The sequence below is a fragment of the Cohnella massiliensis genome (assembly GCF_900169535.1).
Taxonomy (GTDB): domain Bacteria; phylum Bacillota; class Bacilli; order Paenibacillales; family Paenibacillaceae; genus Cohnella; species Cohnella algarum.
Genome location: NZ_LT821244.1, coordinates 94,819 through 109,822 on the forward strand (window position 1 = coordinate 94,819; position 15,004 = coordinate 109,822).

Sequence of the window (15,004 nt, forward strand, 5' to 3'; positions counted from 1 at the left end):
GAATTTTATCTCATTTTTTATACTGTGTAAATACCAATATCAAAAAAAAAATGATCTTCGCTGGTAATACGAATTGCTGCACCGGCTGATATATTTAGCTCATGAGACGTCTCATTAACAAGTGAAGGGAGAGAGGGCAGTTGACCTGGCGAACTGGTAATGAAGGACTGCTGCGAGTTGAAATTCCTGACCTAAAAGATGAAATGCTGCGAGTTGAAATTCCTGACCTAGAAGATGAAATGCTGCGAGTTGAAATCTCCGAGGTAGATTCTGAAAAAGAATCGCACAACGAAATACTGCAAATGCATAACCAGAACGCTGGTCGGCTAACAGTAAAAATCCCTGACACCGAGGAAAGCGCAATTCAGTCCACAGTTCAAGTTCAGGACAGAGTAACAAATCCGACTAAACCAATTGAACCATCTGGCAAACAATTGAGTAGTGCGGTTAGTCAAGAAGAAGAGAAGAATAACGACGCTTTTACCTCGCATGTCCCAATTGATTATGTAGTTAAGCAAATTTTCGTTGAGCGACATATTATCAGATGTTGCGCTGGAAATGTGTATTTGTATAACGGTCGATGTTTTGATGAAAAGTCGGATCAAGAACTTTACATTGACATACGTAAATCACTTCCGGAAGCCATAAATATGAAATTAGGAAAGCAGAAAATGTCAGAAATAGTTCATCGGATAAAAACTGATCCGGAATTGCAAATAGAACACGATAAGTTCGATCAACATACCCATTTGATCAATTTTCTTAACGGAGTTCTTGATATCAAAAGCAGGAGAGTCTACAAGCATAGTCCAAATTTCATGTTTACAAGTTATATTAACGCGGAATATGGAGTGACTGACTCCCAGGTAAAGGTCTATACCGCCGGACGAAGGAATATGGGAGTTTGGTTTCAAAAATTCCTTTTCGATTGTACTGAAGGAGATCCCGTGAAAATCCAATGTTTACAGCAAGTTACGGGCTATATCATTAGCAACGAATGGCGTGCTAAAAAATTCTTTATTCTAATCGGATTGCCGCATACTGGGAAAAGTGTTTGGTTGGCGTTATGGCGACACCTTATTGGAGATAAGCACACAACGGCGATGTCCTTCCGACAACTATCGGAAGTAAGATTCATGACGGCTGAATTATTTCGCTCAAAATTGAATGTGACTCCCGAATTGGATGAAAGTGCCGCGCTCAAGGGAACTGATGTGATCAAAGCGATTACTGGCGGCGACTTGTTGACCGCAGAACGGAAGGGGGAACATCCTTTTCGATTCTACGGAAAAACTAAGCTGGTGGCGGCCGGAAATCAGATGCCAATGTTAAGCAAATTGGATGGCACCAATGCTTTTACAGATCGGATTTTGTTTCTGGTATTTAACAATACTATTCCCGAAGAAAGAAGAGATAAAGAACTCATGGCAAAGTTAATATCGGAAAAAAATTACATCGTGGAATGGGCAATTGATGGGTTGCGTGACTTAATGGCTAATAATTTAGTATTCGTTGAAAGCGAAGATGCTAAACGATTTAAAAAGCAGTATATGGCCGAGTTAAACAATGTGCCAACGTTTCTTCAAGATAGATGTAAAGTTGATGCAAGTAATCCGAGACTACGGATTCACAAAAGAGATTTGTACCAGGCGTACCTAAGATTTTGTCATGAAAATGCACAAAGGGCTTTAACAAAAGAGGAGTTTAATGTCGAAATCAAAAAAATTGCTAAACCCGGAAAGTTTCGGCTGAATGGCTCTACGCCATTGGAGGGGTATACGGGGATCAACCTTAAATCTGAGGAAGATTAAAAGAGTCAGGAGATTAAATGGCTACATTATCTACATTGCGTTAAGACTATTGATTTTACGATGTTCTTTGAGGAATTAACGTAGATTGCGAATGCTACATTCGAGCTACATAAGACTACGTTAACCCGACTGACTCAAATATATATTATAACCACGAGGGAGGATTACAATGGGGGACGCCGGAAGAAATTCATCCTTTTACACAGTTAGCGATTTATATCGACTATTGCCTTTGGGCAAAAATGCCATATATAAGCTTGTCAACCAAGAAGACTTCCCCAAGATCAAATTTGGGAGAAAGGTAATTATTCCCAGGGATTGGTTCGATGAATGGGTGAGAAGTACGGTCCTGAAAAATCATTCAACGGAAGAGGGGCATAAACTCAACATGAAGGAAAAACATACAATCATGTTCGATAAGGATCGCCAGCGGTGGTTTGTGATCGATGAAGGCTATGGTTTACACTGCGGTGAATGCTTCAGTCTTTATATCGGGGACAAGCCTGTTCTCTGTCGTTTGGAATTCGATTCTGATTGGTATGTGATTATGGATGGTGTTCGCTTTTATTTGCGTACCCAGGATAAATACCTAATTGCTATTTAATCGATTGGCTGCCTTATACGGCAGCCTTCTTCCCTCCCTCTTATTCAAAGTAAAAACTATCACAGGATGGGGATGAGGTATGGCAGGTTCAATCCAAAAGGTAGGTAAGAAGTGGCGTGTAACATTGGAACTTGGCGTGGACAATGCAGGTAAACGGCTCCGTAAGTATGTATCAGTTTCAACGGAATCGGAAGCGAAAAAAATCCTAAATGAATTTGAATACAATCGCCAGCGGAACTTGTTAGTTCATTCAGAAGAAATGACTTTGGCCGATTTACTTCATCACTTTATGGAAAATTATGTACGATACAATTGCGAAGAGACTACAGCGTACGGATATAGAAATATAATCTACAACCATATTATTCCCTTCATGGGCAATATCGAGCTACAGAAATTACAGCCTATTCACATACAAAATTACTATCGTCATTTAATGGAGGAAAAGGGCTTGTCCCCAAACACTGTCCACAAACATCATGCGAATTTACGTAAAGCGCTGGATTACGCTTTGAAGTTGCAATTTGTATATCGAAATGCAGCCGATGCAGTTTCGATGCCGCGCAAGGTTCGGTTTGAAGGAAAAGCATATTCCAAGGAACAATTAAAGGAATTGTTGGAGAAGGTTAAAGACACCAAGCTTGAATTACCAGTGTATTTGGCTGGATATTTAGGATTGCGTAGAGAAGAAATAACCGGGTTGAAATGGGAAAATGTTGATCTTGATCAACGTATTCTTCACATCAGGGAAGTCAGGACAAGTGCTGGAGAGAAGGTGATTACCAAAGCGCCGAAAACCGAAAAAAGTAAAAGGTCGTTGTATATTGTAGATGAATTGTATAAAATTTTAATCAAGCATAGAAAGTTGCAAGAGCAACATAAGGAATTGCTTGGGGACTCTTACCAATACACTGGTTATGTTTTTGTAAGGGAAGATGGACGGCCATATCGAGTTAATTCCGTTACAGAATGGTTTAAAGATTTTCTTGAGAAAAATAATCTCCCTAAGTGCAGGCTTCACGATTTAAGGCACTCATTCGTCAGCGTATTGTATGCTTCCGGCGTGGATTTAAAGGCCATTTCTGAAGCAGTCGGTCATTCGGATATCGGAACAACAAGCAGAATATATACTCATTTGCTCGATAAAACACACAAAAATACTGTTAGTGCAATGAGTGATGCTTTGAGGGATTAACATATAAACACTCCGGAAAGGAAAAACTTTTTCTTCCGGAGTGTTTACTTTTGGCTAATTGGGAAGTAGAACGTAATTGTCTATAAGGGATTTCCACCATGCTTTATTATCATTCGTATTTCTGGAGTCATCAACCGTAAAAATATCAATATTATGTGAAGACCCTAATCTTAGCTTAGTTTGATATTCCTTTTTCAAAAAGTTCTGATTATCGTTGCCAAAGTGAAAAACTACTAGTTTTTTCCCTTCAACAGCCAATGATCTAAAAAGTCCATTTATATGTCCATCATCACCATTAAATCCGTATCCAACAATACAAATTATATCAGATTCTTTAAATCTCTCATAAAGTTCAACATACCTCTTGGACATAGTAATCGAGGTTAGTGGTTTAACTCCACTTTGTGTAAATAAAAATGGAACTACAATATGTTCATACGATGCCAATTGTTCTTCTGTATAGTTAAGTAAAATAGTGTTACAATAAGGATCGTAATATTCATCTACACTTCCATTAAGATGAAAGACGGGGATATTAGATTTCCCATTCAAATCAAATACTTGTTCGATGAAAGTATTGTAGTTAGTGGTTCCAATAGCTTCTATGTCAGCATGTTCTGATAATAATAGCAAGTCGTGATAATACCCTGGACCATTATTTATTTTATTGATATCAATATTACTACATGTTTTGATATATCTTCTAACGGTATGTAAGAAAATGCTGATTCTTGTGAACTTTGCCCAGTGTGCTTTAGGATTATAAAGATATCTAAAATGACTATCAATCAGTGCCTGATAATCAATAGCTTTTGAATATATGTCTTCAAGAACTGTTCGTCCTAGTTCACTCATAATTTTAACAAGAGTATCATTGGAGGATATTGGTGATTGAATATCATCAAGAACCATTTCCATTCCAGTTTGTCCGATATTCTTGTAATTGAGACTAAACACTCCCGAAAGATCATCAAATACAGATAATTCTTCCGGTGCTTCTTCAAATAATTCTTCGTTTAGTCTGGCAATAAGTCGCTGACCGTAAGAACCCACGAGTAGTTCTAAGATTGCTCTAACTATTCGTTGCAATCTCTTGTTTTCCTGATTTAATTCTAATGTTTTTAACATTGCAGAAAAGAACGCTGATCCAAATAGTTTGATATTTTCGGCTAATCTTCTATTTATTTTCACCGCATGACTATAAGATACGTCACCGATATCGAGCCCTGTTTTTTCTCTGAATTTATCTCGTACATCACTTTCTTTTAGGTGCCAATATTTGAGTATTTTGCTAACATTTGAGTCGAAATCTTCTAAGTAGTTGCTCCTGAAAAAGTAGATTTTCAAAAATGATTTCGGGGTTCCTGGTTGGGTTGTAGGGGAAACTCCCCCTAAGGGGCGGTTTTCACCTTAATTTTGGAGCATTTTTGCCGCTCTTTGCAGGTTGTGGGTCAGGATTCCGAAGCCGACCCAGCATTTTGAGCCAGCAAATCCCCGGTACCTGCTGCGGTTCAAACCGTACTTGCGCTTGAGAAGACTAATCTTCGCTTCTCCGGCTGCACGGTAACGCTGCAAGTCCTTAAACCATTTTTCGTTTTCGTACTCAGTTCGAGCCACGCCTTTCTTGCCCTTTCGCGGCAAACTGGCGCGCTTCACGCCGAGTTCGGTAATGGCCGTTTCGTTTTCCTTGCTTGAGAAACCGCGGTCGGTGGCTACAGCTTGCGGCGCCTTGCCGAATTGCTTGATGTGCGCCTGTACAGCGGGAACGAGCAGTTCATCATCAGAGGGATTTCCCTCGTAGACAGCGTAACCAGTGACGAAGCCGCTTTCCGTCTCGTCGATTCGCACCTTGTATCCGAACTCCGTGCCTTTGGCTAACTTGCCTTTTTTAATCGGCCTGGCTTCCGGGTCAAAGAAACTTACGATACGGTCGGCAATTATACGGTTACCGGAAACGACCTGCTTGGCTTGCTCAAGCAGCTTTCCGGCAAGCTCGACCGCAGCCGACAGTTTCGTTTTGCTTTGCTGAACAGTAGTTCTTCCGTTGTCATGCAGTTTCTCGATTACGTCTTGAGCCTTGTTCACGACGTTCTCGGCTACTTCTATTACGCTCCCAGTGATCCGGTCAACTTCTTCCCAGGATTCACGGGTGCGGCGACGTAGAACTTTCGCGATGGACAGAATCTTTTCCTTGATTTCTGCCGTGCGATCTTCAAAGCCTTGAACAGCGTGGGAGGCAACTTTCTGGATTTTCTGAATCGTGCGAGTAATAACCCTCACGCCATCTTGTAGCAGTGTAGCGTCTGTCGGGTGGTGGATGTCGGATTCCACAACCGTTGTATCCGTGCGTAATTTACGAGTTTTCAGAATGGCTTTTTCCTCACACTGCTTTACAAGTGCGGCATTGATCTCTTCGATGATCTTGTCGCCATAGCGTTTGCGAGCATAAATGAGTGTAGACGGGTCTGGCATCGTTTCGTCGATGGCAATTCGGCAGAACATTCGCCATGTGATGCTGTCGCCGACTTCCTTCACGAGTGACTCGTAGCCCAAATTGTATTTATGCTTCAGCACCATAAGACGGATGTACTTTTCAATTGCAAGCGTAGGACGGCCGCTCTTCTTGCCTTTCGGGTGCAACTCAGCAAACGGTTGAAGAAAACGGTCGTCGTCCAGCAGTTGATCTATGATCGCAAGTTCGACTGGCAGCCTTCTTACAGGTTCCGGGAGAATGGCATCCCAGATGTTCAATTGTCCGTCGCGAAGTTTCAACATTTTCTTCACCTCTTGGAAGGATTCCCGAGGGCTTTTGTTGAACTCCTAAAGCAAAGGAATTCTTCCCTCGGGGTGTGGAACTTTGTTATCTCGACAATAACAATTTCCATTTTGAGGTGCTGAATTCCTTTTAATTTTGCCCAAAACACCCGACTTTTTCATGGGAAACTAAGTAAGTTAATATATCGTCTCGTTTATATTCTAAACTTGAAGCAATTATTTCTTCAAATTCTCCTTTTCCAAAAACGTAAATACGTTTTTTGTGATAATTTTCTGGTAGCCATTTTGCAGCATAAGTTGAAGTGTTATTTATTTTGTCAAGTTGTTTACGAAAATCATCTTTATCATTCTCTACAGATGTCCTAAAAAGGTCAAGTGCGAATTTCCCGCCTGAAGGTAAACCATAGCCAATTTCAGATCCTGCTCCGAAAAACAAAGCAACCTTTGACCGGGACATTTATGTTACACCTCAATTACAAGAATATTAAGTATATTATAACAAATAAAAATATATTGAGCAGTTATCTTAAATCTCCTGTCCGATTTTGTAGACTAACTGTAGACAAGACATTTGAAATTTGTTAAATTATGACGATAAAAAAGGGTACTACATAAAATGAAAAATCCCGAAAAGTCTTGGTTAGTAAGACTTTTCGGGATTCATTAATACAAGTGGAGAGAGAGTGAGAAATCAGGGACAACAGTTCGACTCCCCTCGCCTCCACCATAAAAACTCCGACCGCACGAGGTCGGAGTTTTTTAATGGGGGCGAGGGGCAGTCGTGTGCCCGATCCGAAGGAGGACATTGGGGTTCGACCGCGCGAAGGGAGCGAAGCGGACGAGCACGGCATCTGATTCTACCGCAGCGCTCTGCTTCGTCGAGTGGGCTTCGTCAGCAAGTTTAATCGGGAATCATATACTCCCCTCGCCTCCACCAAAACCATCAGAAAAGACACCGCGTTAGGTGTCTTTTCTGCGTTTTCGGTAATTGTGGTGGTTTAAAAAACTTGTGGTTATTGGGTTTTTGCCTTTTCTGACTCTGAATAAGAAATATCTCTGATGGTGCACGGGGCGGTGCCACACTTTATACCAGTTTTAATGTCATCCAATAGACGGGCTCGCTCCTTCAACCGTTCCGTTAGAACGCGTCTTGGTCGAACTGGGTTTTCATTTTTAAAAGGTTCAGCATGAATGTTTAACGGTTGAAAATTGTTCGATTAGTTTACGTGATTTTGTAAAAATGGTTCCAAACAATATTTATAATCTCACATCGTATTAGTATCTATCGAATTTAGTATAGTAGAGATCTCATCCAATTTATTACAAACATCACTAAGACTATCATATAGGCCATTGCCTTTGATATCACTTGCTAATGATTCCAACTTATCGTATACATCTGATATCGAATTATAAAGACCTTGTCCCTTGAGTTCCTCAACAGATACTTTTAAGTCCTCAATGTTTGAATTGATTGAGTAAATTCCGTCCCTAATTTCTTGTAGAACTTCAATTAATTGCTCCAAAATAAATCCTCCTAGTAATTGTGGTTAGAAAAAATTAACGACTAAAGAACGATCTTTCCATTAAGATTTTTAACAACCCCTGATTCAACGAGATAATCGCAAGCTTGTTGCATTGCATTGCTAATATTGCCGCCCGTTCTGCTGAATCCGAATACCCGAGCTGTAACTGAATAAAGGTCATTTGTAGTGATTCCAAAACTTTTACTAACTATTTGTAGCATTGCCTCAGCGATCTCTTCTTTGGAAATATGATTGATTGATCTTACTCCAACGTCATTTGAAAGCGGAACCCTGGCTTTTATGTTTTCAGCTCCCTTAATCCAAAGGAAATCACCCTTTCTCATCAACTGATCGGTAAGGTATTTACTGATTACATAGTTAACTGAATCTCTCACTTTTACTGTTACCTTTTGATTGCCAAACAGCCCGGCAACTCTTTTGCACAGCAATTCAAAATGGATTGGGTATTCCTTTTCGACAACATACTTAATCACGTTCTTAAGATAAGTCGTATCATCGGAATAACGTTTAACCTCATAGACATTAGCTTCTTCATAGTATTCAAAGGAATAAGGGTTATCGTAAGTATGATCGCCAAGATCCGTGGGGTTCTCTATAATTTGGATACCAATCGTTTGCTGTAAGAGCTCGCTTTGAAACTTATGCATTGATCCAGAATTAACATTGCTTTCCTTGTACTCGCTTATGGCCTTGTTGACAGCATCCAGTAATTTACGACCTTCTGTAATAGGATCTTTAATCCAGTCAGTTGACCATATACGATAGATTTTCCAACCAATGTCCTCCAAGATGGTCTGACGCAACCTGTCACGTTCTCTAGCCGTTCTAGCAGAGTGGTATGTAGCTCCATCACATTCTATTCCAAGGACGAACCTGCCACTTAACGTAGGATGTTTAACGGCAAGATCGATTCGATATCCGGAGCAACCAACTTGAGTAGCAACCATAAATCCATTCTTTACTAAGAAGTCATACACAGACTCTTCAAATGGAGAGTCAACGTTAACCGAATCGGAATATGTCAGCTCATTAAGAATTGCATCGGGCCCATTCATTGCAAATTCTATATAAGATCGTAACATCTTTACACCTTCAGCATTTGTGCTCTCCAATTTAATATCTGTTGGCCGGATCGATCCAACAAGTTTAACATTATATTTAGCTCGAGTTATTGCAACATTCAACCGACGATAGCCGCCGGATCTGCTTAAAGGCCCGAAGTTCATATACATAATGCCATTTGAATCTTTTGCATAACCAATGCTGAAGATAATGGTATCGCGTTCATCCCCCTGCACGTTCTCAAGGTTTTTTATGAAAAACGCTTCTTCTTTATCTTCATTGAAGAATTTTTCAAATTCCTGATTTTGAAGACGCAATTGACGGATTGCTGTTTCAACGGCCTGTTGTTGGGCTTCACTAAAAGTGACAACTCCTAGGGATCTTTCAGGGTAGTTGCGGAAATGCTCATAAACCAATTCAGCCACACGTGTTGCCTCTTTTACGTTACATTTCTTACCGCCACGATCATAAACTCCATTCTCAACATAAATATACTCGACTCCGTGGTCAGGAACTTTATCAATGTGAGAAGGAAATGTGATTAAATTATGATTGTAAATTTTGGCGTTTGAGAAAGCAATCAGGTGTTCATGGCGACTCCTATAATGCCATCTTAGTGTTCGCTCCGGCAGAACAGTAAGGGATTCATCAAGAATAGACTCAAATGCGTCGGTATCGTCAAATTCTTCATCGTCTGCTCCATCGCCATCAAAGTCTCCATCTGAAGTATTCGCGGCAAAGAAGTTGGTTGGTGGCAGCTGTTTATTGTCTCCGGCAATAATGACTTGCTTCCCCCTCATAATTGCTCCTATTGCATCTTCAGTACAAACCTGTGATGCTTCGTCGAAGATTACCACATCAAAGTTATAGTTCTCTGCATCGAGAAATAAGCTTACGGAAAGGGGAGACATCATCAAACATGGTTTTAGAGTAAGTAATAAATTGGGTATCGCCTTGAATAGTTTCCGTAATGGAAGTATTTTGCGTTGTTTGCCTAGTTCACGCTTTAATATTCCAATCTCATCCATAGCCATTGTCGCCATGTTCAAATCTGGCAACCTTGAGACAAGACGTTCTTTTATCCTTGTTCTTGCCAAGGAAAGTTGAGTTATATCGAGGCGATTAAATTCCCGTATGATCTCATCGTGGCTACGGCTACGGAAAGAATTAACTGCAGGAAACTTTGAGATTACAGAGTCTACCCACAGTCGATAGAAACGCTTAAGGAATGTACCGACTATCAGATCTTTGTCGATCTTGAGTTCTTCTACTTTCTGGACATACTCCGACAATCCTTCTTTCTTACACTCATCCCTGATGCTACGGAAATCAATCCATTCTTCCAGAGATGATATGTTGTTCAGACATTTGCTGATCTTTAATAAGATGGAGGTTAAGTCTGTTCGTTGTAACTCCTCTACATTGTCAAAGAGGTTTGCAAACCATCGCCATTCTTTCTGTATATGATTCAAGCTATCCTTAAGAATCTTCTTGTAAGAAGAGACCTCTGCAACATATGAGGAATCAGAACAAATGCGAGCAATAAAGTTCTGTGGCAATAAATACTTCTCATGTAACTTCTTAAAATCTCCGGCCCAAGATAATGATCCTAAGATGGAGCCCCAATCAGTTTGGATACTACCGTTGAAGAAACTCTGGAAGTTTTCTTTTAGGTTATCGCTCTCCTTATTGATTGTGCGATCAATAATCTGAATAATTTCCAACTTGGAGAGATCATCTATAACTTCGTCATATGAAAGTTCTTTATGACTATGCTTAGTCACTTCTGTAAACAATCCATCCAGTACTTGAAGTGAATTCATTACACCGGTAACCATTTCAAGAAGTACTGATACATCCAAATTCTTACAATCGGATGTAGATGGCAGTATCCTTTGAAGAGTAAGAACCAGATCAGGGTCTTTTATGATACCAAGCTTCTCATGTCGTGTTTTAATGTCCTGATAATTCGCTTCTCCATCAACGAGAAAGTTTTTAACGCTAACAGGAATAGGCTCACCTGAGAAACAGTTGAGAATGCTTGAGAATTGTTTGAACGATTGATCCAAGAGCCCCCAATCAGTCATTTTCCCAAGATAATGGCTTCCCAATAATTGAGTAAGTATCTTTTCATTTTCATTTAGCCAAGAATGAATATCAGCGATTTCTTTTAATTCGTTTAAGACAGAGATAATGGTTTGATCATCGAACTTCTGAGAATTATCTTTCATCAAAACACGAATTTGTTTTTTATCTGTTCTGTAGCTCCTTTTAAAAACCTTGAACCAAGTAGTGTATTCAATCTTGAATCGTTTCAGCATAGATGAATAATCAATGTCAAAGATCTCTTTATCGAAGCGGCTGCTTATGGATGTTGTGAGATTGTTGATCTGATCGTACTTATTCTTTGCTTCTTCTGACAACTTCTTAATAGCATTATATTTACCAGGGTCAAACCATGCCTCAGTAGGTCTTGGATTTAGAAGAATGAAGCTCAATAATGTATGAAGTGCTTCTAAACCCATGATCGATCTTTTATAAGGAATTTTTAATGTTTCAAAAATACTTTCTGCCGCGGCTGAAGCAGCTTCTATTTTTCCGCAAATGGAAGTCAGTTCATTAATGATCGATTTTGCGAACCTCAAAATATCATTGTCACTTGGAAAACTATCCTCATTTAATATAGGCTTAACTGTTGTAACCCTTGATAAGAGTAGTGATTTTGTATTTTCAGCTTGCAGATTGAAGTAATCGTTATCATAAATTTTGCCTAACTCGGACTGGTAATCTTCATATTCCTTTTTCATTGCAAGATATTTCTCCGCTTGCTGAATAAGCGGAGTAATATCTTCAGTAGTTATCCAATGAATCGGAATTCCTGGTGATTTCTCCGAGATATCGAAAATCTCAAGGATATCCTCTGTTGCAGCCAGGGTCAAATCCCTGTTCAGTTCGAAGTTATTATTAACTTTATTAAAATTCTCTACAAGTACGTGGAAAGCGGGGGCCAACTTCCTTAAGTTTGTTTCAATGTCATGCCGAAGTTCGTGCGAAACATTGGGGACTATGCAGTTTCTCCATGGGTTGAGTGCGTAGTCCTCCGTCATTTTTCCGATGGTTTTGGAGAGTTCATTCAAAAGGTAAATATATCTATTCAACTTCTCCAGTGTCGTTTCGCCCACATTGTCAATGGAGAAAATGACATCTGGAGTTTCGTATAACTTAGCTAATTTCCCATTAACACTGTATAGTGTTAGATTGAGAGGCTGGATGGGAGTGTGAAGTTCAGTAATATAACGGTTCAATTTTTCCCTTTGCTTTTCAAGTAATTCTAGTTGGGAGACTGCCTCATCATGAACTTTAAATCTACTAAGAGCCAATGTATTTCCAAGATCGTTTAGGACTTCCTTCTTATTAGCTCTATGGCTATGTAGGGTGAGACAAAAATCAGATAAGCCTGCTTGCGTCAATCGTTTGTGTACAACCTCAAGTGCTGCCATCTTCTCCGAAACGAATAGCACTCGTTTTCCCTCAGCAAGACTCTCAGCGATTATGTTTGTAATGGTCTGGCTTTTTCCAGTACCAGGGGGCCCTTGCAGCACAAAACTGACACCTTTCTTGGAGTAAAGAATGGCGTCTTGCTGGCTAGAATCTGCATCAACGACTTGAAATGTATCAATAGCCCGAGTCTTCCTGTCGTGATCATACTGATTGAATTCTGCAGGCAGTGTTTTGATTTGGCTTCTGTCTCCAGCCAATCCGAGAAGTACCGGGTGTGCCTTTATCTTATCCTGGTTCTTATCCAGGTCTTCGTACATATTTATTTTCAAAAAAGAGAGCAGGCTTAATCCAGTCTCAAAAGCAACTTCCCATTTGTTTTTATTAACAGATTTATTGAGGTTGTTGAGATACTCGGTAATGCTATCTTCGTGTGCATCGAATTCAGGTAATGTAATTCCGAATTCATGTTCCATTTTATATTTTAATGTTGGGTTAACCACGACCTCGTCTTCATGTAGACGTAGGACGAAGGGCGAGGTAATGGACTCTAGTGTAAGTGATACCGGAACAAGTACGATGGGGGAGGTGATGATCTGATCAGAGTCTTGGTTCTCCTTCCACCTCAAGAAACCAAATGAAAGATATAGGATGTTGACACCTTGCTCTTCAAGTGCTGTCTTTGCTTTGTTTCTAAGATTTCTTAATGTTTTCTGTTGCTCTTTGATGGTTTGATTGGTTTGTAAATCGCCACTTGAAGTATATGGTTCACTAACTTCGTCTTCATCGTCATCAAAATCTTCAAATGGGAATGGGAATTCTAAAGCTGTTTCATTAACGACGAGCAGTCTAAACAATTCAGCGAGATCAGGGGCTACTATCTTGATGTTGGAACGTTTGGTTTCTCGATAGTTGATGAGTCTGTTTTTCTTGCCCAAATCAAGAAGACGCTTCTTCCATTTATCTATGCGGACATCAATTGCAGCCATAATAACACCTCAGCCATTAGGACTAAATCATATGTATGTAAAAAGCTAACTAATTATTATTAAGTTCAACAATTGACAAAGATCTCCTTCTTTCGACCAGTCGCAAATTGCCAAATCTCAACAAACTCTATGAAAAAGCTAAACAACAACAAGATAAGGGACAGTAACGATTCTGGTTGATAAGCGTCCTCCAAGTCCTTTTCATACGCTTCAGCAGGATATGCTGGTAACGGGTTTCGCTCAAGATGACTTGTGTTACAACATGTTTTCGAATGATTTTAAGCAAAAAAGAGTGAAACGTGCGGGCTTGAATGGTTGCCGCAATATTTTCATCCATCCCAGGTAAATGTGCGATTCGGTCACGCATTTCCTCTGCCGCTTTTTTTGGAAAACATGACCAGCAATATGTTTGCGGTCTGGACAATAGGAATCGTATGGCTTCCCGCTCCGAGCGGTGTTTTGTAAAAAGTCCTACTACTCAAACCATCACCTTCATTAACTCGTGAAGCTCGTGCATTGCGTTCTTTTCTCCACCAAGTGATCAACATGGACAGTCAGTTCGTTGATAAGTGGGATTGGCAACGATTCTGAATAATACGTTCTTGCCATCTTCTAAACGACAGATTCTTCTTAATTCTATCACAAGGAATTGGGCCTTTCTTCCTGATCTTGATCAATATGTTGAGCTCAATTAAGTTTTGTTACCCCTATTGGGAGTAGAAACGCCAAAATCGCAATTTTTTGGCTCATTACCACTTGGCACAAGCTGAAATCCTTATGGATATTAATCCTACGCCGACATTTCAATCGGTGAATGCTTACAGTAGGGTAATCAATATTCTATATATCGTCAATAGTGACAAATTGTAACGAACATCTACATAAAAAAGCCGAATTCGATTTGAATCGTAAGCGTCAAACTCTCCCCACCTTCGTTCCTTGCAATAACCGTGAGATAATCCTCCTCATAGTCCAATTGGGGGAGGATTTTTTATGGCCAGAGAAGACGTACAGAAGAAATGGGAAGAACGATTGCCGCTTTCCGTTCCAGTGGAGAAAAAGCAGCAAGATGGTGCAAAGCCAATCAGGTGGATCGTCGCGGGCTCTATACATGGATGAAGAGACTAAGCGGTTCATCCCCTGCTGCTGTCAAGTCAGCCACCTTCGTCAAAGCTCATATTACTCCCGAGCCGGAAGCCACACCTTCGGCTTGCCTTCGCATCCGAATCGGCGCAGCCGTCATCGAGGTTGACGCCGGGTTCAATCCCGCTTTGCTCCGCGACGTGGTGCAGGCTTTGGAGGTCATATGCTGAGCGAATTAACCAGCCGTCAGGTATTTCTGGCTTGTGGCAGCACGGATTTACGTAAATCCATCGACGGATTGGCTGCTCTTGTCTGTCATCAGCCACTTTAATTGACGGTAGATTCGGAACCGCCAATGACGGTGGCTTTTTGCTTTCCTCACCGCCGTTTCGGAGACAATTATATTTCGCCTTTGTTTGTCGGCGTAAAAAAACTGCTCC

Annotated in this window: 10 protein-coding genes; 4 read left to right on the top strand and 6 right to left on the bottom strand. The window is 40.4% G+C overall.

Annotated elements, in window-relative coordinates; genetic code table 11:
- Window positions 1–140 precede the first annotated feature (140 nt).
- The 3 genes from B7E11_RS01595 to B7E11_RS01605 all read left to right on the top strand — a co-directional run bounded on the left by B7E11_RS01595 (window position 141) and on the right by B7E11_RS01605 (window position 3,610).
- On the top strand, window positions 141–1,811 hold the full coding sequence (locus tag B7E11_RS01595) for a DNA primase family protein (RefSeq protein WP_080831895.1): 1,671 nt from the start codon (window positions 141–143) through the stop codon (window positions 1,809–1,811).
- Between the two features lie 169 nt (window positions 1,812–1,980).
- Complete coding sequence (locus tag B7E11_RS01600; RefSeq protein ID WP_080831896.1) at window positions 1,981–2,415, top strand: DUF5348 domain-containing protein; 435 nt, start codon at window positions 1,981–1,983, stop codon at window positions 2,413–2,415.
- 79 nt (window positions 2,416–2,494) lie between these two features.
- A complete protein-coding gene (locus B7E11_RS01605) occupies window positions 2,495–3,610 on the top strand; it encodes a site-specific integrase (protein ID WP_080831897.1) in 1,116 nt (371 codons plus the stop codon).
- 54 nt (window positions 3,611–3,664) lie between these two features.
- Here the strand turns inward: B7E11_RS01605 and B7E11_RS01610 are convergent, their stop codons facing one another.
- From B7E11_RS01610 to B7E11_RS30040, 6 genes are all read right to left on the bottom strand, one after another.
- Entirely contained in the window at window positions 3,665–4,957 is a 1,293-nt protein-coding gene (locus B7E11_RS01610) for an SIR2 family protein (RefSeq protein ID WP_213084114.1), read from the bottom strand.
- A 63-nt stretch (window positions 4,958–5,020) separates the two neighbouring features.
- Complete coding sequence (locus B7E11_RS01615) at window positions 5,021–6,385, bottom strand: ISNCY family transposase (protein ID WP_080831898.1); 1,365 nt, start codon at window positions 6,383–6,385, stop codon at window positions 5,021–5,023.
- A 130-nt stretch (window positions 6,386–6,515) separates the two neighbouring features.
- Window positions 6,516–6,842 carry a hypothetical protein gene (locus B7E11_RS28700; protein ID WP_139787032.1) on the bottom strand — a complete coding sequence of 109 codons (327 nt, stop codon included), beginning with the start codon at window positions 6,840–6,842 and terminating at the stop codon, window positions 6,516–6,518.
- Between the two features lie 808 nt (window positions 6,843–7,650).
- Window positions 7,651–7,911 (bottom strand): hypothetical protein, encoded by a 261-nt coding sequence (locus B7E11_RS01620; protein ID WP_041049471.1) that lies wholly within the window; start codon window positions 7,909–7,911, stop codon window positions 7,651–7,653.
- Window positions 7,912–7,952: 41 nt separating this feature from the next.
- Window positions 7,953–13,481 carry a DUF4011 domain-containing protein gene (locus B7E11_RS01625; RefSeq protein ID WP_080831899.1) on the bottom strand — a complete coding sequence of 1,843 codons (5,529 nt, stop codon included), beginning with the start codon at window positions 13,479–13,481 and terminating at the stop codon, window positions 7,953–7,955.
- Between the two features lie 127 nt (window positions 13,482–13,608).
- Window positions 13,609–13,848 (bottom strand): hypothetical protein, encoded by a 240-nt coding sequence (locus B7E11_RS30040; RefSeq protein WP_338026251.1) that lies wholly within the window; start codon window positions 13,846–13,848, stop codon window positions 13,609–13,611.
- Between the two features lie 652 nt (window positions 13,849–14,500).
- Between B7E11_RS30040 and tnpA the strand changes: the two genes are divergently transcribed.
- Window positions 14,501–14,794, top strand: a complete 294-nt coding sequence (gene tnpA / locus B7E11_RS30830) for an IS66 family insertion sequence element accessory protein TnpA (RefSeq protein WP_420830610.1) — start codon at window positions 14,501–14,503, stop codon at window positions 14,792–14,794.
- The last annotated feature ends 210 nt before the right edge of the window (window positions 14,795–15,004 follow it).